Raw genomic sequence first — 23,612 nt, forward strand, 5'->3', positions numbered from 1 at the left:
GGCGAATCGACGGCGGCGCACGATAGTGCCGAATTTCCCGCCCGGCCGGAACATCTCCTCACCGGGAATTCCCTCCGACGTTATGGGAACCGGGGTCCGACCGAAAGCGGGAAGCGATGACCATTACCGGCCACTCGCGGCGGATCGGCCTGTTCCCATGACCGTCGACGCCCTCGGGCTCCCGCCACGCGACCGGCCCTTCGCCGGGCCCCGGCCGTTCGGTCCCGGCGACGCCGCGCGCTTCTTCGGCCGGGCGCGGGCGAGCGCGCAGGTCGCCGGGCTGTGGCGGTCGCGGCGCGTCACCGTGCTGTCCGGGCCGTCCGGGGCGGGCCTGACCTCGCTGCTCGGCGCCGGGGTGCTGCCGCTGCTCGCACGGGACGGCGCCGACGTGCTGCCGGTCGGGCGGGTCGCCGCCTCCCCCGCCGTGGTCCCCTTCCTCACGCCCGCGGGCCGCAACCCGCTGGTCACGGCACTGCTGGACTCGTGGACACCGCCGGGAGGGCGCACCGGCCCGGCCGCCGGGCGGACGATCGGCGAGTTCCTGCGCGTTCTCCTGCGCGATCGCGCGGCGGAGGTTCCGCTCCTGGCGGCGATCGACCGGGCCGAGGACCTGCTCGCCGTGCCCGGCGGGCAGCGCGGGCATCTGGGCGACCTGCTGGAGCAGCTGTCCGGCGCGCTGCACGAGCATCCGCGGCTGCACCTGCTGCTCGCGGTGCGCGAGGCGCACCGGCCGGCCCTGCGGCCCCTGGCGGCGCGGCTGTCGGGGGACGAGCCGGCCGAGGCCGGGATCGGCTTCCTGGAACGGGACACGGCGCTGGAGGCCGTCCGCCGCCCGCTGGAGAGCACCGACCGGCAGTTCGCGCGGGGCGCGGCCGAGTACCTGCTCGACGAGCTCGCCGTCCCCCCGGAGGACGGGCTGATCGCCCCGGCGCTCCTGCAGGTCTGCTGCGTGCGGATCTGGAGCCGCGTCCCGGCCGAGGTGCGGTCCATCACGGCCGAGCACATCCACGCCTACGCCGACGTCGGGCGGTCGCTGACCGACTTCGTGGCGCGGGTGCTCGCCGAGACCGCCGCCGAGCACCGGATCGGCGTCGGCGACCTGCGGGCCTGGCTGCAGCGCGCCTTCGCCGGGGAGCACCGCGCCGCGTCGGGGGTCTCCGCGGCCGCCGCGCAGGCCGGCGGCATCCACCCCGGCGTGCTGGCGACGCTGGAGGACCGGCACCTGCTGCGCTCGGCGCACGGGCCCGGCGGCGTCCGGTTCGTCCTGTACCACGAGCGGCTGGCCGGGCCGCTGGCCGAGGTCCCCGGCTCCTTCACCGCGGGCGACTACCTGCGGTCGGCCGAGCTGGCGCTCGCCGCCGGGGAGCTGGAGCTGGCCGACAAGCACGTGGCCGAGGCCGAGGCGGCGGCGCCCGCGGGCGACCGGCGGCTGCGCGCCGACGCCGAGCGGCTGCGCGGCGACATCGCGGCCGAGCGCGGCCGTCCCGAGACCGCCGAGGGCCACTACCTGAGCGCCGCCACGCTGCTGGAGGCGCTGCAGGACACCCCCGGGGTCGGGCTGCTGCTCGCCGCGATCGGCCGGCTCCAGCTCGCCCGCGGCCTGACCGTCGAGGCGTTCGACAAGCTGCGCGCCGCCGCCGACCGGCTGCCCGCCGACCCCGGCGTGCAGATCTCGCTGGCCCGCGCGCTGTGGGGCATGGGCCGGCCGCAGGCGGCGGTGAGCGTGCTCACCGGGCTCCTGTCGGCCAACGGGGACACGCCGGACGCGCTGCGCGCCCGCGGGGAGTTCCTGGCCGACCTCGGCGAGGCGCAGCGGGCGCTGCGCGACCTGGACCGGGTCCCGCGCAACCCCGGCCCGGCGGCGCGGGCCGCCCGCGCCCTCGCGCTCGCCACGCTGCAGGACTGGGACCACGCCCGCGAGGAGATCGACGCGGCGCTCGCCGCGGCCCCGGGCAACGGCCCGGTGCTGCTCTACGCGGCCCGGATCGCCGAGCTGCGCGGCGACCGGGCGGCCGCCGCCGACCGGGCCGGGCGCGCCAAGGACGCCACCGCGCCGCGGCTCCCGCGCCATCAGGGCGAGGAGGCCGACCGGCTCCTCGGCCGGCTCCACGGCCACTGACGCCGGGCGCGGACGGGGCCGGCGAGTGCGCTCTCGTCCGGCGCCTCCTCCTCCGGCGCGTCCCCGCCCGCCAGCACCGGGCCGAGGGCGCGCTGGAGCTCGACCGTCCAGGTGTCCAGCCCGGTGAAGTCGACCTCGCCGTTGACGTTGCCGCCCGCCGCCGGCTCACCGTTCTGCGGCTCGTCCCAGACGATGGCGTTCCCGAGCGCGACGACGAGCCCGGCGGTCGCCGCGGCGACCTGGCGGGCGGCGTGCGCGGCCCGCTCGCCGCCGGGCCCGGCGGCGTACAGCGCGGCGGCCAGCGCCGTCTCCTCGGCCACGGTCACCGCCTCGTCGTGCAGGACCGCCATCCGGGCGCGCAGGTCGGCCCGGTAGCCGTCGCCGAGCATCCGCACGTCGGCCTCGACCCGGGCCGAGGTCTTCAGCACCCGGCTCCACAGGGCGCGCCGCTCGGCGTCCAGCTCGGCGCGCCGGGCGCGGCGCCGGGCGGCCTCCTTCTCCTCCTGCTGCCTGCGCTCGCGCCGGTTCGCCTGCCGGTCGGCCAGGGCGACGGCGCCGAGGGCCGAGCCGGCCGCCCCGGCGGTGGTGACCAGCGTGGTCCACAGGACGACATCGGGCATGGGCGCAGCCTCCCACCGCCGTGCCGGCGGCACCGCGCCACCGGTCACATTTGGACGGCGTCTTCCGGCCCGGAGTTCCGCGGCGGGCCGAAGACGTCGTCGCGGGCGTGGTCGAGCGCGGTCAGCACGGCGCCCTGCAGGACGGCGTTGCCTTCCACGGCGCTCGTGCGGATCTCGGTCGGCGCGGGCGACAGGGCGGCCAGGTGCCCGGCGACGGCGGCGGCGAGGGCCTCGCCGCCGCCGCGCCCGAGGGAGCCGCCGAGCACGACGAGGCCGGGGTCCAGGACGGCGACGAGCGCGAAGACGCCCTTGGTGATCCGGGCGGCGAACTCGGCCTCGCCGAGGAGGCCGGCCGTGCGGGCCTCCAGCGCGTGGCAGAACATCTCGCCGTCGACGTCCAGCAGCCCGACCTCGCCCGCGCCGCCGGACGCGCCGCGCCGCACCCGGCCGCCGAGCACGACGGCCGCGCCGACGCCGTCGTCCAGCCAGAGCAGGGCGAAGTCGGCGCGGCCGGCGGCCGCGCCGGCGCGCTGCTCGGCGACCGCGGCGAGGTTGACCTCGTTGTCCAGCAGCACCCGGACGCCGAGGCGCTCGCGCAGCGCGGCGGCGAGGTCGGGGCGCCAGCCGGGCATGCCGTTGTCGGCCGCCAGGCCGGTCGCGGGGTGGACGAGGCCGGGGGCGCCGAACACGACGGTGTGCAGGTCGCGCCCGCCCGCCGCCTCGCCGACGGCGTCCGACAGCAGCGCGGCCAGGTCGGGCGTCCCGGCGGCGGGCAGGGGGCGCGAGACCGCGCCGACCTCGGCGCCGGTGATGTCGGCGGCCGTCACGTGGACGGCGCCGCGGCGCACGTCGACCCCGGCGACGTGGGCGCGGCCGGCCACCAGGCCGTACAGGCGCGCGTTCGGGCCGCGCCGGTCGGCGCCGGTCTCGCCGGCCGCCTCGACGAGCCCGCCCGCGCAGAGCCGCTCGACCAGGTCCGACACCGTGGGCCGGGACAGGCCGGTGAGCGCGCGCAGCTGGGGCGCGGTCAGCGGGCCGCGCTCCAGCAGCAGGTCCAGCGCGAGCCGGTCGTTGATCGCGCGGGCCAGCGTGGGGGTGGCGGTCTTCACCCCGGCCATATTAGTCAGGGAACCTGCCTGATGCTCTTTTCATCAGGAACCCTGCCTGTTAGTTTCTGGGAACCATGAACCGGCACCATCGCGCCATCACCCTCGTCTTCGCCCTGCACGGCGCCGTCTCCGGCAGCCTCGCCACCCGCGTCCCCTGGCTGCAGGACCATCTCGGCCTCGGCCCGTCGGTGCTCGGCCTCGCCCTGCTCTGCCCGTCGGTGGGGGCGTTCCTCGGCATGCCGACGGCCGCGCGGCTCTCCCACCGGCTCGGCGGCGCGGCCACCACCCGCATCCTGATCGCCCTGTGGTGCGCCGGCCTCGCGCTGCCCGCCCTCGCCCCGGCGCCCGCGTGGCTGTTCGCGGCGTTCCTGCTGTACGGCGCGACGGCCGGCATGTCCGACGTGGTGATGAACGGCCACGCGGTCGACCTGGAACGGCACCTCGGCCGCTCCATCATCTCCGGGCTGCACGGCATGTGGTGCGTCGGCAGCCTCGCGGGCGGCGGCATCGGCATGCTCGCCGCGCACGCGCACCTCGACGCCCGGATCCACCTCGGCGCGATGTCGGCGGCGCTGCTGGCGGCGGGCCTCGCCGCCGGGCGCGGCCTGTTCACCGGCGGCGGTGAGGTCGGCGCGCCGGTGCCGCGCCGCTTCGCGCTGCCGTCACGGGCCGTCCTCGGCATCGGGGTGCTCGGGTTCTGCGGCACCTTCGCCGAGGGGGCGAGCGCGGACTGGGCGGCGGTGTACCTCACCGAGGTCACCGGCGCCGGGCCCGGTCTCGCCGCCGGCGGCTTCCTGGTCTTCGTGCTGTGCATGGCCGCGACGCGCCTCGCGGGCGACCGGCTGATCCGGCGCTTCGGGCCGGTGGCGGTGGTCCGCGGCGGCGGGGCGGCGGCCGTCCTCGGCGGTGCGCTGGTCGTCACCGCCGTCTCCCCCGTGATGGGCGCCGCCGGGTTCGCACTGGTCGGGACGGGCGTCGCGACGGTCGTGCCGCTGGTGTTCGCGGCGGCGGGCGCCAGCGGGCCGGCCGCGAGCGAGGGCGTCGCCGGGGTCGCCACGATCACCTACCTGTCCGGGCTGACCGCGCCCGCGGTCACCGGCTGGGTCGCGGGCGCCGCGTCCTATCCGGCCGCGTTCGCGATGATCACCGCGATGGCCGGGGCGACGGCGCTGCTGGCCGGCGCGCTGCGTCCGCGCCCCGCTCCCCCGGCGGCCCTCGGCACCCCTTGCGAGCAGGGCGAACGCGAAACTTCGCCGCGGGACGTGTAGGCGGCGGCCAGCGCGGTACAGCCAGGACCGCCCCAGAGGAAAGGCGGATCGCATGCACGTCACCGGGATCATCACCGCACTCGTCATCGGCCTGATCATCGGCGCGCTCGGGCGCCTGGTCGTCCCCGGCCGGCAGCACATCCCGATCTGGCTCACGATCGTCATCGGCATCGTCGCCGCGCTGATCGGCACCGCCATCGCGGCGGGCCTCGGCGTGGCCGACACCAACGGGATCGACTGGGTCGAACTGGCCATCCAGGTCGTGCTCGCGGCGGTGGGGGTCTTCGCCGCGGCCGCCCTGTACGCCCGCCGAGGGTCCCACTAGCCCTCGGCCAGGAAAGACGGCCGCCGCCCCACCTCCCGGGGGCGGCGGCCGTCCGCCGTTCCGGGGGCGGCTAGCACCCGGCGATCAGCGCCTCGGCGGCGGGGCCCGGGACCAGGACCCGGTCGGCCGGTCCCGGGCGCAGCAGCCCCCGGGCCGTCAGGGACCGCAGGATCTCGGCGCCGAGCGCGCCGCCGAGGTGCGGTGTCCCGGAGGTGGAGTCCAGGCAGCCGACGGCCGGGCGCCGCCGCCCGGCGTCCGGCGGCGCGACGCCGAGCCGGCCGAGTTCCGCCGCGAGCGCGGGCCCCGGCGCGAGCGGCGACTCGGGGCCGGGACCGGGGACCAGGGCGCCGGCCTCGACGAGACGCCGGTACAGCAGGACGCCGAGCTCGCCGGCGAGATGGTCGTAGCAGGTCCGGGCCCGCGCGAAGCCCGTCGTCGCCGCCGGGGCGGCCCCGCCGTCCCCGGCGAGGGCCTCCACCGCCCGGATCAGGTCGGCGGTCCGCTCGGGGTCGGTCAGCCGGTAGAGCGCGGCGCGGCCGACCCGCCGTGTGGCGACCAGCTCCGCGTCGCGCAGCACGGCCAGGTGGTTGGCGAGGCGCGGTGCGGACACCGCGAAGCGCTCGGCGAGCGCGCTCGCGGGCAGCTCGCGTTCGCGCGCCAGCTGCCGCAGGACGCCGAAGCGCAGCGGGTCGGCGACGGCGGCGAGCAGCCGCTCGGCCCGTCCGGCGCCGTTCACTTGACAATCCGCCCTACATTCATAGTTCATATTAACATGAATCGTGACAGCGGCAGGATCGTCCGGCGGCTGCTGCTGGGCAGCGGGATCAACGGGGTCGGCGGCGGCGTCTGGTTCACGGTGTGGGCGCTGTACCTCACCCGTGACCTCGGCATGCCCCCCGGCCGCGTGGGCCTCGCGCTGATGGCGGCGGGGACGGCCGGCCTCGTGCTCGCGCTGCCGACCGGCGCGCTCGCCGACCGGCACGGCGCGCGCCGCGTGCTGATGCTGCTCCACCTGGTGCGGGCCGCCGCGGCCCTCGCCTACCTGCTGGTGGACGGCCTGGCCGGGCTCATCGCCGTCGCCGCGGTGTTCAACGGCGCGCAGGTCGTCGGCACCGGCGTCAACGGGGCGCTCGTGGCGGGGCTGTTCGAGGGCGCCGGGCGCATCGGCGTGCTGGCCCGGATCCGGGCGGTGGTGCACGGCGGCAACACCCTCGGCGCGGCGGGCGGGGCGCTGGTGCTCACGGTCGACGAGCACTGGGCCTACGTCGCCGCCATCGTCTTCAACGCGGCCACCTTCCTCGCCGCGGCCGCCCTGCTGCGCGGGGTGCCCGAGGCCGCCACCACCGGGCGCACCGCGCGCTGGGCGGGCCTGCGCGGCGCGGCGATCCGCGACCTGCCCTACATCGCGGTGATGGCCCCGGTGGCGGGGCTGTCGCTGTGCTGGGCGATGCTGTCCACCGGCGTCCCGCTGTGGGTGTCGGAGCACACCGCCGCGCGGCCCGCCGTCGCCGCCGGGGCCGTCGTGGTCAGCTCCCTGCTCATCGCCGCGCTGCAGACGCCGGTCAGCGTCCGCGTCCGCGACACCGCCCGCGCGGCCCGCGCGGCGGCGCTCGCCGGGGTGCTGCTGGCGGTCGGCTGCCTGCTGCTGACCGGCGCGTCCGGGACGACCGCCGCCGTCGCCGTGGTGGTCGTCGCGCTGGCGGTGCTGGCGCACGTGGCCGGCGAGCTGCTGTTCGTCGCGGGCCAGTGGCAGCTGTCGCTGGCGCTCATGCGCGAGGACCGCCGGGGCGAGTACCAGGGGCTGAACGCCGCGCTCACCGGCGTCGTGCAGACCTTCGCCCCGGCCCTCGTCGCGGCCCTGGTCGGCGGCCTGGCCGGCGTGGGCTGGGTGCTGCTGGCCGCGGTCTTCCTGGCGTGCGGCGCGCCCGTCGTCCCGCTCGCCCGGCGGGCGGCGCGGTCCCGGCCCGCCGCGGCCGGGGCGCCGCCGGCCCCGGTCGGGTGAGCCGGGCCCGTCAGGCGTTCCAGACGCCGGTCGCCGCGGCCGCCGCGGCGAAGTCGGCGAAGTCGGTGGCCTCGCGGCCGAGGGCGCGCCGGACCCCGTCCTGCGGCTCGGCGTTGCGGCCGTCCAGGACGGTGCCGAACAGGTAGGTCAGGAACCCGACGTACTCCTGCGGCACCTGGTGCTCCTTCAGGACGGCCGCGTAGTCCTCCAGCGGGACCGGCACGTAGGCGATCTCCCGCCCGGCGGCCCGGCCGATCTCGGCGACGGCCTCGGCGAAGGTGAGGGCGCGCGGCCCGGTCAGCTCGTAGACCCGGCCGGCGTGCCCGTCCTCGGTGAGCGCGGCGACCGCGACGTCGGCGATGTCCCCGGCGTCCACGAACGGCTCGGGGACGTCGCCGGCGGGCAGCACGACCTCGCCGCCGAGGACCGGCTCCAGCAGGTAGTCCTCGGTGAAGTTCTGCGCGAACCAGGAGGCCCGCACGATCGTCCACTCCGGGCCCGCCTCGCGGACGATGTCCTCCGACGCCCGGGCCTCCTCCTCGCCGCGGCCCGACAGCAGCACGATCCGGCGCACCCCCGCCGCGACGGCCGCGCCGGTGAAGGCGCGGACGGCCTCGGGCGCGCCGGGCACCGCGAGGTCGGGCACGTAGGCGAGGTAGACGGCCGCGACGCCCTCCAGGGCCGGCGCCCAGGTGGACTCGTCGGTCCAGTCGAAGCCGGTCGCGGCCGAGCGGGAGCCGATCCGCACCGGGACGCCGCGCGCCTCCAGCCGCTCGGCGACGCGGCGGCCGGTCTTGCCGGTCCCGGCGAGCACGAGGGTGAGGCCCGTGGTGGCGACGACGGTGGCGGTGGCGGCGGTGATGTTCTCGTTGTTCGTCATGTCCCCGAGTCAAGCCGCGCAAGATCGTTGAGGACATCGCCGAGAGGCGCGGCCGCATACGCGAGCGTCTACGCTGCCCACCATGGACGCGCTGGCGGATCTGCTCGACGGGCCGAGGGCGCGCGGGGCGTTCCTGCTCCGCTCGGCGCTGTCGCCGCCGTGGTCGGTGCGCGTCCGGGACGAGGCGCCGCTCTGCCTGGTCGCGATGGTCCGGGACGACGCCTGGATCCTGCCCGAGGACGGCGCCCCGGTGCGGCTGCGGCCCGGCGACGTCGCGATCGCCCGCGGGCCCGCGCCGTACACGGTGGCCGACGACCCCGCCACGCCCCCGCAGATCGTGATCCACCCCGGGCAGCGCTGCACGGCCCCGGACGGCACGAGCATGTCGGAGGCGATGGACCTCGGCGTGCGCAGCTGGGGCAACGACCCGGACGGCTCCGCGGTGATGCTGATCGGCGCCTACCAGCTGCGCGGCGCGGTCACCCACCGGCTGCTGGCGGCGCTGCCGCCGCTGCTGGTGGTGCCGGCCGACGCGCTGGAGTCGCCGCTGGTCGCGCTGCTCGGCCAGGAGATCGTCAAGGACGAGCCGGGCCAGGACGTCGTGCTGGACCGGCTGCTGGACCTGCTGCTCATCGCCGTGCTGCGCACCTGGTTCGCCCGGCCCGAGGCGCGGGCGCCCGGCTGGTACCGGGCGCACGGCGACCCGGTCGTCGGCCCGGCGCTGCGGCTGCTGCACGGCGACCCCGCCCGCGGGTGGACGGTCGCCGGCCTGGCCGCCGAGGTCGGGGTGTCGCGGGCGGCGCTCGGCCGGCGGTTCACCGCGCTGGCCGGCGAGCCGCCGATGGCCTATCTGACCGGGCTGCGGCTGGCGCAGGCCGCCGACCTGCTGCGCGAGTCCGACGCCACGCTGGAGGCGATCGCCCGGCGGGTCGGGTACGGGACCGCGTTCGCGCTCAGCACGGCGTTCAAGCGCGCGCACGGCGTCAGCCCGCAGGAGTACCGGGCCGGTTGAGCGCCGGGCGCCGGTCACGTCGGCGTTTCCTGCCTGTCCGGCCGCTTTGCCTGTGACATGATGCGGGACACATCGGACCGACACGAGGAGTGAGATGACCACCAAGCCTGCCGAGGAGGGCGACCTCGCGGCCGTGTTCTCCCGGGCGGACCTCGGCGGAGACGACCGGCTCGACCTGATGGAGTTCACGCTCGTCATGGAGAGCCTCGGCATGACCTGGACGCGGGCCGAGCTCCAGGACAGGTTCGAGAAGGCCGACACCAACCATGACGGCTTCATCTCCTTCCCCGAGTTCCGCGCGCTGATGGACGCCCAGGGCGCGTGACACCGGTGCCCGTGTGACGCTTGAGGTCGCGCGGGGCGGGAACGGCACCGGCATGAACAAGCCGAACGAGGAATCAGTGGCCCCGGAGCCGGCGGAGCCGTCCGAGGCGTACGACATCGGCGGCGGCCGCCGCGGCCGCGGCCGCGAGCACGGCGGCGGGCCCGATGAGGGCCCGTCCGCCCGCGCGGCCGGCGGCCCGGAGACCGAGGCCGGGCGCTCTCCCGCCGAGGAGGTCGTGCAGGAGTCCGGGCAGGGGCCGGACGACGGCGACTTCACCGACGAGTTCCGCCCCGAGCCCGTGCGCCAGCGCCCGTCCGCGGGTCAGGAGGGGCAGGCGGAAGGCCCCCAGGTGGAGCCGGAATAGCACCCGGCGGCCGGCCGGGCCGTTTGCCCTCCTCACCACGGGAAAGGGGAGGCGGACAACGGTCCGGCCGACTCGGGATGTGATCTCCGATGAAACTCTTGTTCAAGCCACTGTCGATGCTGTTCAGCGTGCTCGGCGGCCTCGCCGCCGGCGTGGTCTTCAAGCAGATCTGGAAGCGCGCGGCGGGCCAGGACGACGCGCCCGACGCCGACGACCAGAACTACACCTGGAAGCAGGTGCTGATCGCCGCCGCCGTCCAGGGCGCGATCTTCGGCCTGGTGAAGGCGGCCGTGCAGCGCGCGGGCGCGCAGGGGGTCCGCAAGACCACCGGGCGCTGGCCCGGTGACGACTGAGGCGGCGCCCGATGAGCGACAAGGAACGGACCGCCGAGAAGACCGGGAAGACCGGGGGCGAGGGCGCCGTCGTGGACAGCCCCACCGACCTGCCGGCGGCGTCCTGGACGAGCGCGGTGAAGCGGTCCCTGAAGGAGTTCCAACGGGACGACCTGACCGACTGGGCCGCCGCGCTCACCTACTACAGCGTGCTGTCGATCTTCCCGGCGATGCTGGTGGTGGTGTCGCTGGTCGGGCTCGGCGGAAAGTCGGTCTCCCAGGACCTGATCACCAATGTCGGGCAGCTGGCGCCCGGCTCGGCCAAGCAGGTCCTGACCAACGCGCTGACCGAGCTGCAGCGCGGCCGCGGCGGCGCGGGCTTCGCCGCGGTGATCGGCCTGGTGGGCGCGATCTGGTCGGCGTCGGGGTACGTCGGCGCGTTCATGCGGGCGTCCAACGCCATCTACGACGTGCCCGAGGGGCGGCCGATCTGGAAGACGATGCCGCTGCGGGTCGGGGTGACCCTGCTGACGCTGGTGCTGCTGTCGGTGTCGGCGGTCGCGGTGGTGGTCTCGGGACCGCTGGCGCGCAAGGCCGGGGACATCCTCGGCCTCGGTTCGGCGGCGGTCACCGCCTGGGACATCGCCAAGTGGCCCGTCCTGCTGCTGGTGGTGAGCTTCCTGTTCGCGCTGCTGTACTGGGCGTCGCCGAACGCCAAGCACGGGTTCCGCTGGGTCACCGCCGGCGGGCTGCTCGCCATCGGCCTCTGGCTGGTGGCGTCGGCGGTGTTCGCGTTCTACGTCGCCAACTTCGGGTCCTACAACAAGACCTACGGCAGCCTCGCCGGGGTGATCGTCTTCCTGGTGTGGCTGTGGATCAGCAACCTGGCGATCCTGCTCGGCGCCGAGCTGAACGCCGAGCTGGAGCGGGGGCGCGCCATCGCGGGCGGGCTGCCCGAGAAGCAGGAGCCCTACGTGGAGCCGCGCGACACCCGGGGCTTCGACGACGAGGACCCCGGGTGAGGCGCGGCACCGGACGTCAGGCGCGGCGGCCGCGCAGCTCGCGGTAGCGGCGCACGAGCGCGGCGGTGGAGGGGTCGGGGGCCTCCGCCGCCGGCTCGGCGCCGGTGAGGGCGGGCACCAGGTCCTTGGCCATCACCTTGCCGAGCTCCACGCCCCACTGGTCGAAGGAGTCGATGCCCCAGATCGTGCCCTGGACGAACACGATGTGCTCGTAGAGGGCGACGAGCTGGCCGAGCACCGAGGGGGTCAGCTTCGGCGCCAGGATGGTGCTGGAGGGCCGGTTGCCCGGCATCACCTTGTGCGGCACCAGCGCGGCGGGCGTGCCCTCGGCGGCGATCTCCTCGGCGGACTTGCCGAACGCCAGCGCGGAGGACTGCGCGAACAGGTTGGCGTTCAGCAGGTCCTGCATGCCGGGGCCGTCCGCCGAGGCGTCGGCGAACGGCTCGGCGAAGCCGATGAAGTCGGCCGGGACGAGCCGGGTGCCCTGGTGCAGCAGCTGGTAGAAGGCGTGCTGGCCGTTGGTGCCGGGCTCGCCCCAGTAGATCTCGCCGGTCTGCACGACGACGGGGGCGCCGTCGGCGCGCACCGACTTGCCGTTGGACTCCATGGTGAGCTGCTGCAGATAGGCCGGGAAGCGGGCGAGGCGCTGGCTGTAGGGCAGCACGGCGTGGGTCTGCGCGCCGAAGAAGTCGGTGTACCAGATGCCGAGCAGGCCCATGAGGACCGGCATGTTGGCCTCGAACGGCGCGGTGCGCAGGTGCTCGTCGACGGCGTGGAAGCCCGCCAGCATCTCGCGGAACCCGGCCGGCCCGATCACGATCATCAGGGACAGGCCGATGGCGCCGTCGAAGGAGTAGCGGCCGCCGACCCAGTCCCAGAAGCCGAACATGTTGTCGGTGTCGATGCCGAAGTCCGCGACCCGCTCGGCGTTGGTGGACACCGCGACGAAGTGCCGCGACACGGCCTTGTCGTCGCCGAGCCGCTCCACCAGCCACTGGCGGGCGACCTTGGCGTTGGTGAGGGTCTCCTGCGTGCTGAAGGTCTTGGAGCTGACGACGAACAGGGTCTCCTCGGGGTCCAGGCCGGCCAGCACGCCGAGGATGTCGGCGGGGTCGATGTTGGAGACGAAGCGGGCGCCGATGCCGGCGTCGGCGTAGTCCGCCAGCGCCTCGTAGGCCATGGCGGGCCCGAGGTCGGAGCCGCCGATGCCGATGTTGACCACGGTGCGGATCCGCTTGCCGGTGAACCCGGTCCACTCCCCCGAGCGGACCCGGTCGCTGAAGGCCGACATCTCGTCCAGCACGGCGTGCACGTCGGCGGTGACGTCCTGGCCGTCCACGACGAGCCGCTCGCCGGGCGCGGCGCGCAGCGCGGTGTGCAGGACGGCGCGGTCCTCGCTGACGTTGATGTGCTCGCCGCCGAACATGGCGTCGATGCGCCCGCGCAGCCCGGCGGCGTCGGCGAGCGCGGTGAGCAGCCGGACCGTCTCGGCGGTGACGCGGTGCTTGGAGTAGTCCAGGTAAAGGTCCCCCGCGGTGACCGTCATCCGCTCGGCGCGCCCGGGGTCGTCGGCGAACAGCTCGCGCAGGTGCCGGCCCGCCAGTTCCGCCTGGTGCTCGGCCAGCGCGGCCCATGCCGACGTCTCGGTGATATCAGTCATCGTCCTCTTCTTCTCCTCGCCATGCCAGGCGAGCGCCTTCGGCGCCCCCGGAAGAATTCCCCGCCCCGGTCGTGATCATAAGTTGGCGAACCGTCCCATGGTCGCCAACCCGCGCGGGCCGTCCCGGCTTCCCGCGCCAAGTGGGGGCTTTACCCGATATTTCCGGCCGGGAACGCGCGGCCCCGCCCCCTGTGACGATCTTGAGGAGCGTAGGGTCGGAGGCATGAGCGAGCGCATGCTGTGGCTGGGCGACTACACCGGGGAGCAGGGCACCGGACGGGGTGTGTACCGGATACGGCTGCGCGACGACGGCACGCCCGAGGCGCCCGAGCTCGCGGTCGAGGCGCCGGATCCGTCCTATCTCGCGCTGCACCCGCGCGGGGACGTGCTGTACGCCGTCGGGGAGCTCACCGACGGGCTGATCATGGCGTTCTCCGTCACGGACGGGATGCGGCTCCTCGGCTCGCGCCCGGTGCCGGCCGACCCCTGCCATCTCGCCGTCAGCCCGGACGGGCGACGGCTGCTCGTCGCGTCCTACACCGCGGGCACCGTCGCCCTGCAGCGGCTGGACGCCGCGGGCGCGTTCGACGGCGACCCGGCGATCTTCGCCGGGAGCGGCAGCGGCCCGGTCACCGACCGGCAGGAGGGCCCGCACGCGCACCACGTGCTGTGGGCACCGGACGGCACGGTGCTCAGCACCGACCTCGGCGCCGACCTGATCCGCGCCTTCCGGGCCGAGGACGGCGGACTCCGCCCCGCCGGCGAGACCCGCCTGCCCGCCGGGTACGGGCCGCGGCACATGGCGCTGCACCCGAGCGGCCACCTGTACCTGGTGGCCGAACTGGCGCCGCGCGTGCTGGCGTTCGCGCCGGGCGCCTCGTACGCCGAGCTGAAGCCGCTCGGCGAGTGGTCCCGGCCCGAGGGACTCGGCGCGGCGATCAAGCTGGGCGCCGATGCCGCCCACCTGTACGTCTCCACCCGCGGCGCCGACACGATCAGCACCTACCGGGTGGTGGAGGGCGGCGCCGCGCTGGAGCCGCTCGGCGAGGTCCCCTGCGGCGGGCACTGGCCGCGCGACCTGCACGTGGCCGGGGACCGGCTGTACGTCGCCAACGAGCGCTCGGGGACCGTCACCGCGTTCCGCCTGGACCCGCGGCCGGTGCCGCTCGGCGAGCCCCTCCCGGCCCCCACCCCGGTCTGCCTCATCGCCGGGTGACCTGGGGGTTTCCGGCACGCCGCACCGGGGACGACCGGAGAAGAGCGCCGGAGCGAGCAGAGGGGGACCCGGCATGGCGATCGCCACGATCAATCCCGCGACCGGGAAGACCGAGCAGACCTTCGACGCCCTGACCGACGCCGAGGTGGACCGGCGCATCGAGCGGGCGGCGGCCGCCTTCGCCGGCTACCGCCGTACCGGCATGGCCGAGCGCGCGCGGTGGATGAACGCGGCCGCCGGCGTCCTGGAGGACGAGGCGGACGAGATCGCGGTCATGATGACCACCGAGATGGGCAAGACGGTGAAGGCCGCCCGCGCCGAGGTGCTGAAGTGCGCGCACGCCTGCCGCTACTACGCCGAGCACGCCGCGGGCTTCCTGGCCGACCGGCCCGCCGACGCCGCGGCCGTCAAGGCCGGCCGGGCGTTCACCCGCTACCGGCCGCTCGGGCCGGTGCTCGCGGTGATGCCGTGGAACTTCCCGCTCTGGCAGGTGATCCGGTTCGCCGCGCCCGCGCTGATGGCGGGCAACGTCGGGCTGCTCAAGCACGCCTCCAACGTCCCGCGCACCGCGCTGTTCCTGGAGGAGTTGTTCGCCCGCGCCGGGTTCCCCGAGGGCGCCTTCCAGACGCTGCTGATCGGTTCCGGGCAGGTGGAGGCGGTGCTGCGCGACCCGCGGGTGCGGGCGGCGACGCTCACCGGCAGCGAGCCGGCGGGCCGCTCGGTCGCCTCGATCGCCGGCGACGAGGTCAAGCCGACCGTGCTGGAGCTCGGCGGCAGCGACCCCTTCGTGGTGATGCCGTCGGCCGACCTCGCCCGCGCCGCCGAGACCGCCGCGACCTCGCGGTGCCTGAACCACGGGCAGAGCTGCATCTCGGCCAAGCGCTTCATCGTGGACGAGCGGGCCGCCGGCGAGTTCGAGGAGCTGTTCGTGGCGGCGATGCGGGCGCAGAAGGTCGGCGACCCGAACGACGACGACACCGACATCGGGCCGCTCGCCACCGAGCAGGGCCGCGCCGACGTGGAGGAGCTCGTCCAGGACGCGGTGGAGCACGGCGCGACGGTGCTGTGCGGCGGGCGGCGGCCGGACGGCCCCGGCTGGTACTACCCGCCGACGGTGATCACCGGGATCACCCCCGAGATGCGGATGTTCCGCGAGGAGGTCTTCGGGCCGGTCGCGTCGCTGTACCGGGTCGACGGCATCGACGAGGCGATCGCGCTGGCCAACGCCACCGACTTCGGGCTCGGCGCCAACGCCTGGACCACCGACGAGGGCGAGCAGGAGCGGTTCGCCAACGAGCTGGACGCCGGCCAGGTGTTCGTCAACGGCATGGTCACCTCCTTCCCCGAGCTGCCGTTCGGCGGCGTCAAGCGGTCCGGGTACGGGCGGGAGCTGTCGGATCTGGGCATCCACGCGTTCTGCAACGCCAAGACCATCTGGATCTCCGGCTAAGGGTCGACGCGGAAAGACGCCGTCACCGGCGGCCTGCCGCCGCCCGGCACGAGGGCGCTGATCCGGTGCCTGCCGGGCGGCAGGCCGCCCGGATGGAACTCGCCGCCCTGGTTGACGCCGTAGTTGAAGGTGCCCGCCCGGTCGGCCCACGGGCCGGGCCGCGCCCGGGACGCGTCGAGGCGGAGCGCGACGCGCTCGCCGGGCGGCCAGCCGGTGCCGTGCACCACGAAGACCGTCCGGGCATCGCCGTAGGGCTGGTTGACCGTGATCTCCGGCGGGCCGCCGGGCCGGTCGTGCGCGCCCGACACCGGGCCCGGCGGCGCGGGCGGGCCCTGGCGGGCGGGCCGCGCCTGCGGCTCGGTCCCGCCGCCGGGCCAGAAGGCGCGGCCGATCAGCACGCCGATGCCGACGAGGGCGACCGCCAGGACCGAGGCGAGCCGGTTGCGGGGCTCGCGCAGGAAGACGCCGACCGAGGAGGACGCGGTCCTGGGCGCGGTGGACGCGGGCGCGGGTACGGGCGGGGCCTGCGGGGGCGGCGGCTCCTCCTCCCCCATCGGTTCGGCCGCCACCGGTTCGGCGCCGAGCTCCAGCCGGGGGCCGTCCCGGTACTCCTGGACCAGCTCGAGCGCGACCGCCGGCAGGTAGGCGCGGCCCGGGTCGCCGCCCGCGCCCCGGTCCAGCGCCGGGGAGACGGCGGCCACCAGCTCGGCCGGCCGGGGCCGGTCCCGCGGGTCGCGCTCCAGGCAGGCGCGGACCAGGGCGTCCAGCGCCGGCGGCAGGCCGGCCAGGTCGGGCGGCCGGGTGGCGAGCTGGGCCATCAGCTCCAGCACGCCCTCGCCCGCGTAGGGACCGTGGCCGGTGGCGGCGTACAGCAGCGCCGAGCCGAGCGCGTAGACGTCGCTGGCGGGGGTGACCTCGCGGGCGCCCGCGGCCTGCTCGGGCGCCATGTAGGCGGGGGTGCCGACCGCGACGCGGCTGACGGTGACGCGGGCGCGCTCGCAGGCGTGCGCCAGGCCGAAGTCGATCACGCGCGGCCCGTCCAGCGCGACCAGCACGTTGGAGGGCTTCAGATCGCGGTGCACCAGCCCGGCGGCGTGCACCGACTCCAGCGCCTCGGCGCAGCCGGCCGCGAGCCAGCGCACCGCCGCGACCGGCAGCGGCCCGGCCACCTCGACCAGCCGCTCCAGCGACGGCGCGGGCACGTAGGCGGTGGCGAGCCACGGCGGGTCGGCGTCCGGCGCGGCGGCCACCACCGGGGCGGTGTAGGCGCCGCTCACCCGGCGCGCCGCGGCCGCCTCGTGCCCGAACCGGACCCGGAAGCCGGCGTCGCGCGCCAGCTCGGCGTGGATGGTCTTGACCGCGACGAGCCGGCCGGCGGCGGACCGGCCGAGGTAGACCCGCCCCATGGAGCCCGCGCCGAGCCGGCCGAGCAGCACGAACGGGCCGAGCACCCCCGGATCGCCCGGGACCAGGGCTCCCATCAGGCTCTCACGTCGCCGCATATCGCCTCCCGGGGGAACTATCCTCCACATTCCGGGCGGGCGGGGGCGCAAAGCGCCGTCTACGGGCGGAAACGTCCGGCAGCGGCCACGGGCGGGCCTTGCGGAGGGCCCGCCGCGCGCGTCACTTGCTGGGCTCGGGCGTCTTGCAGGAGATCTTGGGGTTGAGACCGACGTAGTTGAGGGGGCCGGCCACGATCGTGACGAGGATCGTTCCGGTGCGGCTGCAGTCGGTGACCGGCCGGGTGTAGTAGTGGCGCTGGCCCGCCGCGATGGCACCGATGACCAGCCACAGCAGAAGTACGAGCGACCCGATGCGCATGCCTGGACCTTCGTTTCTCTCCCGGCGGGCCCTCGGGGCGGGCCCGCCCGCGATCAGTGGCCAGCTCATCCCCGGTACAGGTCCGAAAAAACACCGCAACCCGGACACGCCGGAATCCGGGCCGGGGCCGGGTGATCGCCCCGGGCCCCATATACGTGAGAATGCATGTTCATGCGGACACTTCGGGGGCGGGGGCCCCTCGCCTTCCTGCTGGCGCTCTCCACCGTGACGGGATGCTCCCCGTCCGCCGCCGGCAAGCGGGAGCCGAGGCCGCCCGTCCCGACCAGGGCGGCGGCGGAGGAGCGGGCCGAGAACGCCAGGCCCGGCACGGCGGACTGGCGGATCGCGCGCAAGGGCGCCGAGCACGAGATCGAGGGCTACGCCGACCGTGTGAGCGTGCTGCCCGGCGAGTCGTTCCGGCTGTTCGTGTCCACCACCAAGGGCGCCTTCACCGCCGAGGCGTTCCGGATGGGCTGGTACGGCGGGAAACAGGCCCGCAAGGTGTGGGGGTCGCCCTCGACGCCCGGCGTCCGGCAGGCGCCCGCGAAGGTGGACGCCAGGACCCGTACCGCGTCCGCGCCCTGGCGGCCGACGCTGACCGTCGCCACCGCGAACTGGCCCGAGGGCAGCTACCTGATCCGGCTGACCGCCTCGTCGGGGGCGCAGCGGTACGTGCCCCTCACCGTCCGGTCCGCGACGACCGCCGGCCGCGTCGTGGTGATGAACGCGACGACGACCTGGCAGGCGTACAACATGTGGGGCGGCTACGACCTGTACAAGGGGCCGTCCGGCGGGGACGGCGACCGCGCCTCGGTGGTGAGCTTCGACCGGCCCTACGACGGCACCGGCGCGGTGAAGTTCATGACCTACGAGCAGCCCGCGATCGCGCTCGCCGAGAAGCAGGGCATCGCGCTCGCCTACACCACCGACAACGACCTGCACTACACGCCCGGCCTGCTGGCGGGCGCCCGCGCCCTGCTCACCCTCGGGCACGACGAGTACTGGTCCACCGCGATGCGGCGGCACACCACGCAGGCCCGCGACCGGGGCGTCAACATCGCCTTCCTCGGCGCCAACGCCGTCAACCGGCACATCCGGTTCGGCGACACCGCCCTCGGCAAGGGCCGCCTGGTCGTCTGCTACAAGGACGCCGGCTCGGACCCCCTGGCCGGCCAGGACCCCGCGGAGACCACGCAGGACTGGCGGCTGCCGCCGAAGCCGCGGCCCGAGAGCGAGCTGATCGGCATCCAGTACAACTGCTTCCCGGCCGAGGGCGCCTACACCGTCCGGCGCCCCGACTTCTGGATGTTCCAGGGCACCGGCGCCCGCAAGGGCTCGCGGTACCCCGGGGTGATCGGCCCGGAGTCGGACGGGATCAACTTCGCCGGTCCGACGCCGCGGCCCATCGAGATCGTCGCGCACTCCCCCATCAGCTGCGGAAACACCACCATGCTCGCCGACTCCTCCTACTACACCGTCAAGAGCGGCGCCGGGGTCTTCGCGGCGGGCACCATGCGGTGGGTGTGCTCGATGCGCGGCCCCGAGTGCGGCCACGGCGTCACCGAGGCGAGCCGCCGGTTCGTGACCAGGGCGACCGAGAACCTGCTCCGGGAACTGGCCGCCGGGCCGCTCGGCCGGTCCCACCCGGCCCGCGACAACCTCGGGGAGTTCGCCGTCGGGCTGTGAGCCCGGCGGCCGGGGTCAGACGCAGCACCAGGAGTACAGGTGCTCGCCCGCGCCCTGCGCGCGGCGGGCCAGCGCGACCAGCTCGCCGAGCAGGCCCGTCAGCTCCTCGGGGTCGGGGTCGTCGCCCAGTTCCCCGATGCCCGCCCAGCGCCCGGCGACGACGGGCAGGTCGGCGTCGGCGATCCCGGCGAGGCCGTCGCGCAGGACGTCGCCGAGCTCCTCGACGGTGACGCCGCTGCTCCACGGGTCGTCCTCGGCGAACCCGCCGTCCTCGTCCGGCTCGGGTTCGCCCTGCGGCCACACCAGGGAGCTCGGCACGAGCCCGGCGTCCCACGGCACGCCGAGGACCTGGGCGAGGAGCTGCCCCAGCACGACGGTGGGGTCGATCCTCTTGGTCTCGACCGAGTCGGCGGCGGTGCCGGGCGCCTCGGGGACCCCCTCGGGGGACTTCAGCAGCCGGAGCGCCGCGCCGCGGTCGGGCGCGCGGAAGTACTCGAAGATCACAGCCATGCCCACTCCTTCGTCCGGCCCGCCCCATGTGATCGTCACCGGGATGCCGCGGGCGTTCTCCCCGGCTACCTGGCAGGTAATCGTTTCTGCGGCGGCATGTCTCTAGCGTCAGGGGTGTCAAAGGGACTCGGAAAGGAAAACACAGTGAGCGCGATCCGTTCCATGAACACCACCGGTCTGCTCTCCGACGGCCGCCGCCTGCTGACCACCGCGCTCCGGCTGGACGCGGTGGTGACCGGCGTCAACGGCCTGGCCTACCTGGCGCTGGCCGGGCCCCTGCACGACCTGCTCGGCCTCGGCGCCGCCACCGGCCGCGGCATCGGCGCGTTCCTGCTGGTCTACGCGGCGGCGGTGTGGGCGGTCTCGCTGCCCGGCCGGGTCCGCCGGGTCGCGGTGTCGGCGATCGTGGAGGCGAACGCGCTGTGGGCGGTGCTGAGCGTCGCCGCCGTCGCCACCGGCTGGCTCTCGCTGAACCTGGCCGGCGGCGTGTGGGCGGTCTTGCAGGCCGCCGTGGTCGCGGGGTTCGGCGCGCTGCAGTACGTCGCGCTCCGCAAGGCCACGGCGGCCTGAGGGGTCAGGACGGCACGACGTCCCAGGCCTCGGCCCGGACCTCGTCGTGCGGGGAGGCGCGCAGCCCGTCCAGGGCGGCGCGCCACGGCTCCGGCCAGCCCGCCTCCGGGCCGCCCTCCTTCAGCAGCGCGAGCGCCAGCAGGTGCGCGGTGAGGTGCCCGAGGTCCAGCAGCAGGCGCACGGCGGGCAGCGGGACGGCCGCCTGGGGGCCGCGGCCCCAGCGGCGGAAGCCGTACGCGTCGAGCAGCCCCTGCTCCGCCAGCCGGGCGGCCGTCAGAGGCCGGTCGCGCAGCAGGTCCGCGAAACGTTCCAGTTCGGCGAGCACCTCGCCCTCGTCCGCCGCGCGATGCTCCTCCCGCCGGACGCGCGACACGGTGAGCAGCAGCTGGGCCGCCATACGGCGGTACAGCGGGTCGGCTGCCAGCACCTCCGTGGCCCGGTGGACGAGCGGCGACGGCCCGTCCAGCCGGTTCACGATCGCGGTGACGCGTTTGCGGGCGGCCTCGCCGGGCCCTGCCGCGAGCAGGCTTTCCAGCACGCCGGGGACCTCGTCGCCGATCCGGCCCGTCCGCAGCAGGGCGAGCAGCGCCGGCAGCTCCCGCTCCCCCGCCGGATCGGCCGCGTCCGCGACCGCCGCGACGATCCCGGCGGTGTCGCCCTCGTACCAGGGTGCCCAGGTCGCGAAGGCGCGTTCGGCGCGGAACCGGACGCCCGGCCCGTCCGCCGCCTGTTCCAGCCGCCGGACGAGCGCGGCGTAGCGGGGGCGGTGGCGGGGCTCGTACTCGTCCGGCCGGGCCTGGAAGAGGCTGCGCAGCATGAGCTCGCCGGTGGCGGTCTCCAGGGCGTCCAGGGCGCGGGGGTCGCCGGGCATCCGGCGGAGCGCGATCGCCACCGCGACCCGCACGTCCCGGTGCAGGCCGGGATCGGTCCAGGCGCGCAGCAGGGTGTCGGCGGCGCCCGGGGGACGGTGGCGCTCCAGGAGACGGGCGGCCTGCTTGCGCGCGGTCACCTTGCCCTCCGCCAGGGCGGCCTTGAGGACGGGCCCGAGCCGTGATGGCGGGACGGCGTCGCAGCAGCGGGCCAGCGCCGCCACCGCGACCCGGGACGCCGGGCCGGACGCGTGGGCGAGCAGGACCGGCAGCGCTGCGGCGGGGTCGTCGCCCGCCGCCATCGCCTCCAGCGCCGTCTCGGCATGCAGGACGTCCGGGCCGTCCGCCCAGGTCTTCAGGGCCGGCAAGGTCCCGGGCAGGCTCCCGAGGGAGCGCAGCGCGTTCAGCCGATCGGGGACCGGGCGGTCCCCGTCCCCGGCGATCACGGTCAGCGTCCGGCGCACCCGGTCCACCTGGGCGGGCGTCCAGCGGCCGGGCATCATGCCGGTGAGCGGCGGGCTCCCGGGCAGCAGGTCGGTGCGCCGTCCCGCGACGATCCGCCACACCTCCGGCACCTCGATGAGGGCCGGGTCGGCGGTGAGCAGCTCCGCCACCCGGCCGGGATCGGCGGCCAGCCAGAGGACGGCGGCCTCGGGGAGCTCGGTGACCGCCGCGCGCAGCGCGTCCTGCAGCTCGCCGAGCCCGTGCGCACGGCGGCCGAGCGACGCCGCCAGCGCCACGGCGAGCTCGTGACCGCCCCGCAGATGCGGGCGCAGCGCGTCGAGCAGATCGCGTTCCCGGCCGCGCCGCAGCACCAGGTCCAGCCGGTGGCCGACCAGCGCGGCGGCGCCCCACCTGGCCACCAGCCTGGCGTAGATGCCGATCCCGGTGGCCGAGTCGTGGTGGTGCAGCAGCCGGTCGGCCAAGGCACGCAGCGCGTCGCGGCCCGCCGGCGAGGTGTCGCGGGCCTGCACGAGCATGTCGGCCAGCTCGTCCAGGAGCGGGGCGGACGCGTCGTCCAGCAGGCCGGGCGGCACCGCCGCCAGGGCGGCGGCGAACCGGTTCCGCAGCGGATCGGGCTCGTTGCGGACGCGCCCGAGCAGGTCCGCCGCCACGTCCCGCAGCAGGCCGGGGTCGCGGGTGCGGGCGGCGGCCTCGACCAGCAGGGTCCGGGCGAGGCCGCGGCGGTCCGGGTCGCCGCCGAGGGCGGCCTCGGTGAGCGGGCCGGCCGCCTCGGCGTACGGGAGGTGGGCGGTGATCCGCAGCGGCAGGTCGGGGTCGTCCAGCCGGCCGCGCGCGGAGTGCCAGACCGAGGCGTGCCAGTCCAGCATCCGCCGCGCCTCGGCCGCCGCCCGGTCGGCGGGCAGCAGGCCGAGCACGGGCAGCGCGCCGATCCCGGCGAACGCGCCCGGCCGGCGCGCCACGACCGCGTCGAACACCGGGAGGCGGCGACCGGGAGGCAACCGCCGCAGCAGTGCCTTCAGGTGGGCCGGCGCCCTGACCGCCTTGTCGATCACCACCTCGTCGGGCCAGAGCCGCAGGCGGACGCCGACCGGGCCCCGCCGGTGCTGGCGTTCGCGCGCGGCCAGCGCGGCCGCCCGCACCGGGTCGACGCGGAAGAACGCCGTGATGGCCGCATCCGACCGCCGCGGCACATTCGGGGCGTACCGCTCCCACCAGTTCAGCGCGGCGGCCGGATCGGCGAGCGCGGCGGCCGTCAGGCCGTGCAGGCGGCGGCGCCACACGGCGAGCTTCATGCCGTGCCCGTCCGCCTCCTGGGCCGCCTGGTCCAGGACCGCGCGGGGGTGCCGGGAGCCCAGCGCGCGCCAGGCGGTGACGGCGTGGGCGAGGTCCGGCAGCAGCTCCGCGACGGTCCGCTCACCGCACGCGGGCAGCAGCGCGGCGGCGTCCCGGTCGCCGTAGGCGGCGCGGAGCCGCGGCAGGAGCCGTTCGGCCAGTTCGGTACGGCGGGAGTGCCGGAGCGTCCGGTAGAAGGCGCGCCGCAGTTCCAGCGGGGCGTCGTCCAGGACGCGGGCGGCGTCCGCGTCGGGTACCGGCAGGGTGCGGACGGCGCGCAGCGCGGCGCGGCGCAGCCCCATGTCGGGACCGGCGAGGACGGCGGCGACGAAGCCGAGATCACGGGCCGCCATGGCCATGTGCAGGGCGGTGCGGCGTTCGTACCGGCCGCGTGCGGACAGTTCCGCGAGCAGCCCGGGGAGTCCGGGGCTCCCGGCGAGGCGCCGGGCGTGCAGGGCCAGCTCCCGCATGCGCTGCGGGTACGGCAGGGGTTCGACGTGCGCGAGCAGGGTGTCGGCCGGTGACGTGACCGGCTCGATGGGGCTCAACGGCCCGGGCGGAGACCGCCCTTCCTGAAGATCATGCCGCCGATGATGGCGCACCGGCCGCCCTCCCGGCAAGCCCGGTCCCTCATGATCGCCTAGCGGTACGATCG

At 76.1% G+C, this 23,612-nt stretch carries 22 protein-coding genes; 13 read left to right on the forward strand and 9 right to left on the reverse strand.

What is annotated here, in order from left to right:
* The first annotated feature begins 157 nt into the window (after positions 1-157).
* Entirely contained in the window at positions 158-2,119 is a 1,962-nt protein-coding gene (locus ACRB68_RS35660; protein WP_153540405.1) for a tetratricopeptide repeat protein, read from the forward strand.
* Here ACRB68_RS35660 and ACRB68_RS35665 read toward each other — a convergent pair.
* Both ACRB68_RS35665 and ACRB68_RS35670 read right to left on the reverse strand, forming a co-directional pair.
* The gene (locus ACRB68_RS35665; protein ID WP_153540407.1) at positions 2,071-2,739 is read right to left on the reverse strand and encodes a hypothetical protein; all 669 of its coding nucleotides are present in this window, start codon (positions 2,737-2,739) and stop codon (positions 2,071-2,073) included. The two genes, ACRB68_RS35660 and ACRB68_RS35665, sit on opposite strands and share 49 nt — an antisense overlap.
* A gap of 44 nt (positions 2,740-2,783) precedes the next feature.
* Positions 2,784-3,848 carry an ROK family transcriptional regulator gene (locus ACRB68_RS35670; RefSeq protein ID WP_328595200.1) on the reverse strand — a complete coding sequence of 355 codons (1,065 nt, stop codon included), beginning with the start codon at positions 3,846-3,848 and terminating at the stop codon, positions 2,784-2,786.
* A gap of 74 nt (positions 3,849-3,922) precedes the next feature.
* Between ACRB68_RS35670 and ACRB68_RS35675 the strand changes: the two genes are divergently transcribed.
* Positions 3,923-5,116: an MFS transporter gene (locus ACRB68_RS35675; protein WP_235960689.1), complete on the forward strand. Its 1,194-nt coding sequence runs from the start codon at positions 3,923-3,925 to the stop codon at positions 5,114-5,116.
* 52 nt (positions 5,117-5,168) lie between these two features.
* A complete protein-coding gene (locus ACRB68_RS35680) occupies positions 5,169-5,441 on the forward strand; it encodes a GlsB/YeaQ/YmgE family stress response membrane protein (RefSeq protein WP_153540413.1) in 273 nt (90 codons plus the stop codon).
* Positions 5,442-5,511: 70 nt separating this feature from the next.
* Here the strand turns inward: ACRB68_RS35680 and ACRB68_RS35685 are convergent, their stop codons facing one another.
* Positions 5,512-6,177 (reverse strand): ArsR/SmtB family transcription factor, encoded by a 666-nt coding sequence (locus tag ACRB68_RS35685; RefSeq protein ID WP_194293569.1) that lies wholly within the window; start codon positions 6,175-6,177, stop codon positions 5,512-5,514.
* Between the two features lie 36 nt (positions 6,178-6,213).
* Between ACRB68_RS35685 and ACRB68_RS35690 the strand changes: the two genes are divergently transcribed.
* Complete coding sequence (locus ACRB68_RS35690; RefSeq protein ID WP_153540417.1) at positions 6,214-7,443, forward strand: MFS transporter; 1,230 nt, start codon at positions 6,214-6,216, stop codon at positions 7,441-7,443.
* 10 nt (positions 7,444-7,453) lie between these two features.
* Here ACRB68_RS35690 and ACRB68_RS35695 read toward each other — a convergent pair whose 3' ends face one another.
* Positions 7,454-8,323, reverse strand: coding sequence for an NAD(P)H-binding protein (locus ACRB68_RS35695; RefSeq protein WP_153540419.1), 870 nt, complete (start codon positions 8,321-8,323; stop codon positions 7,454-7,456).
* An 82-nt stretch (positions 8,324-8,405) separates the two neighbouring features.
* Between ACRB68_RS35695 and ACRB68_RS35700 the strand changes: the two genes are divergently transcribed.
* The 5 genes from ACRB68_RS35700 (at position 8,406) to ACRB68_RS35720 (ending at position 11,378) form a co-directional block, all read left to right on the forward strand.
* Positions 8,406-9,335, forward strand: a complete 930-nt coding sequence (locus tag ACRB68_RS35700; RefSeq protein WP_153540421.1) for an AraC family transcriptional regulator — start codon at positions 8,406-8,408, stop codon at positions 9,333-9,335.
* 94 nt (positions 9,336-9,429) lie between these two features.
* Positions 9,430-9,660, forward strand: a complete 231-nt coding sequence (locus ACRB68_RS35705; protein ID WP_153540423.1) for an EF-hand domain-containing protein — start codon at positions 9,430-9,432, stop codon at positions 9,658-9,660.
* Between the two features lie 13 nt (positions 9,661-9,673).
* Positions 9,674-10,024, forward strand: coding sequence for a hypothetical protein (locus ACRB68_RS35710; RefSeq protein ID WP_153540425.1), 351 nt, complete (start codon positions 9,674-9,676; stop codon positions 10,022-10,024).
* Between the two features lie 89 nt (positions 10,025-10,113).
* Entirely contained in the window at positions 10,114-10,377 is a 264-nt protein-coding gene (locus tag ACRB68_RS35715; protein ID WP_153540427.1) for a DUF4235 domain-containing protein, read from the forward strand.
* 11 nt (positions 10,378-10,388) lie between these two features.
* Positions 10,389-11,378 carry a YihY/virulence factor BrkB family protein gene (locus ACRB68_RS35720; RefSeq protein ID WP_153540429.1) on the forward strand — a complete coding sequence of 330 codons (990 nt, stop codon included), beginning with the start codon at positions 10,389-10,391 and terminating at the stop codon, positions 11,376-11,378.
* A 16-nt stretch (positions 11,379-11,394) separates the two neighbouring features.
* Here ACRB68_RS35720 and pgi read toward each other — a convergent pair whose 3' ends face one another.
* Complete coding sequence (pgi, locus tag ACRB68_RS35725) at positions 11,395-13,038, reverse strand: glucose-6-phosphate isomerase (RefSeq protein WP_153540431.1); 1,644 nt, start codon at positions 13,036-13,038, stop codon at positions 11,395-11,397.
* Positions 13,039-13,261: 223 nt separating this feature from the next.
* Here pgi and ACRB68_RS35730 point away from each other — a divergent pair, with 223 nt between their 5' ends.
* On the forward strand, positions 13,262-14,254 hold the full coding sequence (locus ACRB68_RS35730) for a lactonase family protein (protein WP_153540433.1): 993 nt from the start codon (positions 13,262-13,264) through the stop codon (positions 14,252-14,254).
* A 73-nt stretch (positions 14,255-14,327) separates the two neighbouring features.
* Positions 14,328-15,704 carry an NADP-dependent succinic semialdehyde dehydrogenase gene (locus ACRB68_RS35735; protein WP_153540435.1) on the forward strand — a complete coding sequence of 459 codons (1,377 nt, stop codon included), beginning with the start codon at positions 14,328-14,330 and terminating at the stop codon, positions 15,702-15,704.
* Here ACRB68_RS35735 and ACRB68_RS35740 read toward each other — a convergent pair.
* Together ACRB68_RS35740 and ACRB68_RS35745 are read right to left on the reverse strand one after the other, a co-directional pair.
* A complete protein-coding gene (locus ACRB68_RS35740; protein WP_194293570.1) occupies positions 15,701-17,206 on the reverse strand; it encodes a serine/threonine-protein kinase in 1,506 nt (501 codons plus the stop codon). The two genes, ACRB68_RS35735 and ACRB68_RS35740, sit on opposite strands and share 4 nt — an antisense overlap.
* Before the next feature lie 121 nt (positions 17,207-17,327).
* Positions 17,328-17,525 (reverse strand): hypothetical protein, encoded by a 198-nt coding sequence (locus ACRB68_RS35745; protein WP_153540438.1) that lies wholly within the window; start codon positions 17,523-17,525, stop codon positions 17,328-17,330.
* 171 nt (positions 17,526-17,696) lie between these two features.
* Here ACRB68_RS35745 and ACRB68_RS35750 point away from each other — a divergent pair, with 171 nt between their 5' ends.
* Positions 17,697-19,211: a N,N-dimethylformamidase beta subunit family domain-containing protein gene (locus tag ACRB68_RS35750; protein ID WP_194293571.1), complete on the forward strand. Its 1,515-nt coding sequence runs from the start codon at positions 17,697-17,699 to the stop codon at positions 19,209-19,211.
* 15 nt (positions 19,212-19,226) lie between these two features.
* Here ACRB68_RS35750 and ACRB68_RS35755 read toward each other — a convergent pair whose 3' ends face one another.
* A complete protein-coding gene (locus tag ACRB68_RS35755) occupies positions 19,227-19,721 on the reverse strand; it encodes a hypothetical protein (RefSeq protein ID WP_153540440.1) in 495 nt (164 codons plus the stop codon).
* A 144-nt stretch (positions 19,722-19,865) separates the two neighbouring features.
* On the opposite strand from ACRB68_RS35755, the gene ACRB68_RS35760 reads away from it, so the two are divergent.
* Entirely contained in the window at positions 19,866-20,291 is a 426-nt protein-coding gene (locus tag ACRB68_RS35760) for a hypothetical protein (protein WP_328595201.1), read from the forward strand.
* Positions 20,292-20,295: 4 nt separating this feature from the next.
* On the opposite strand, the gene ACRB68_RS35765 is transcribed toward ACRB68_RS35760, so the two are convergent.
* Positions 20,296-23,505, reverse strand: coding sequence for a HEAT repeat domain-containing protein (locus tag ACRB68_RS35765; protein ID WP_153540442.1), 3,210 nt, complete (start codon positions 23,503-23,505; stop codon positions 20,296-20,298).
* Between the last annotated feature and the right edge of the window lie 107 nt (positions 23,506-23,612).

The sequence above is a fragment of the Actinomadura macrotermitis genome, from assembly GCF_009604375.1.
GTDB classification, from domain to species: Bacteria; Actinomycetota; Actinomycetes; order Streptosporangiales; family Streptosporangiaceae; genus Spirillospora; species Spirillospora macrotermitis.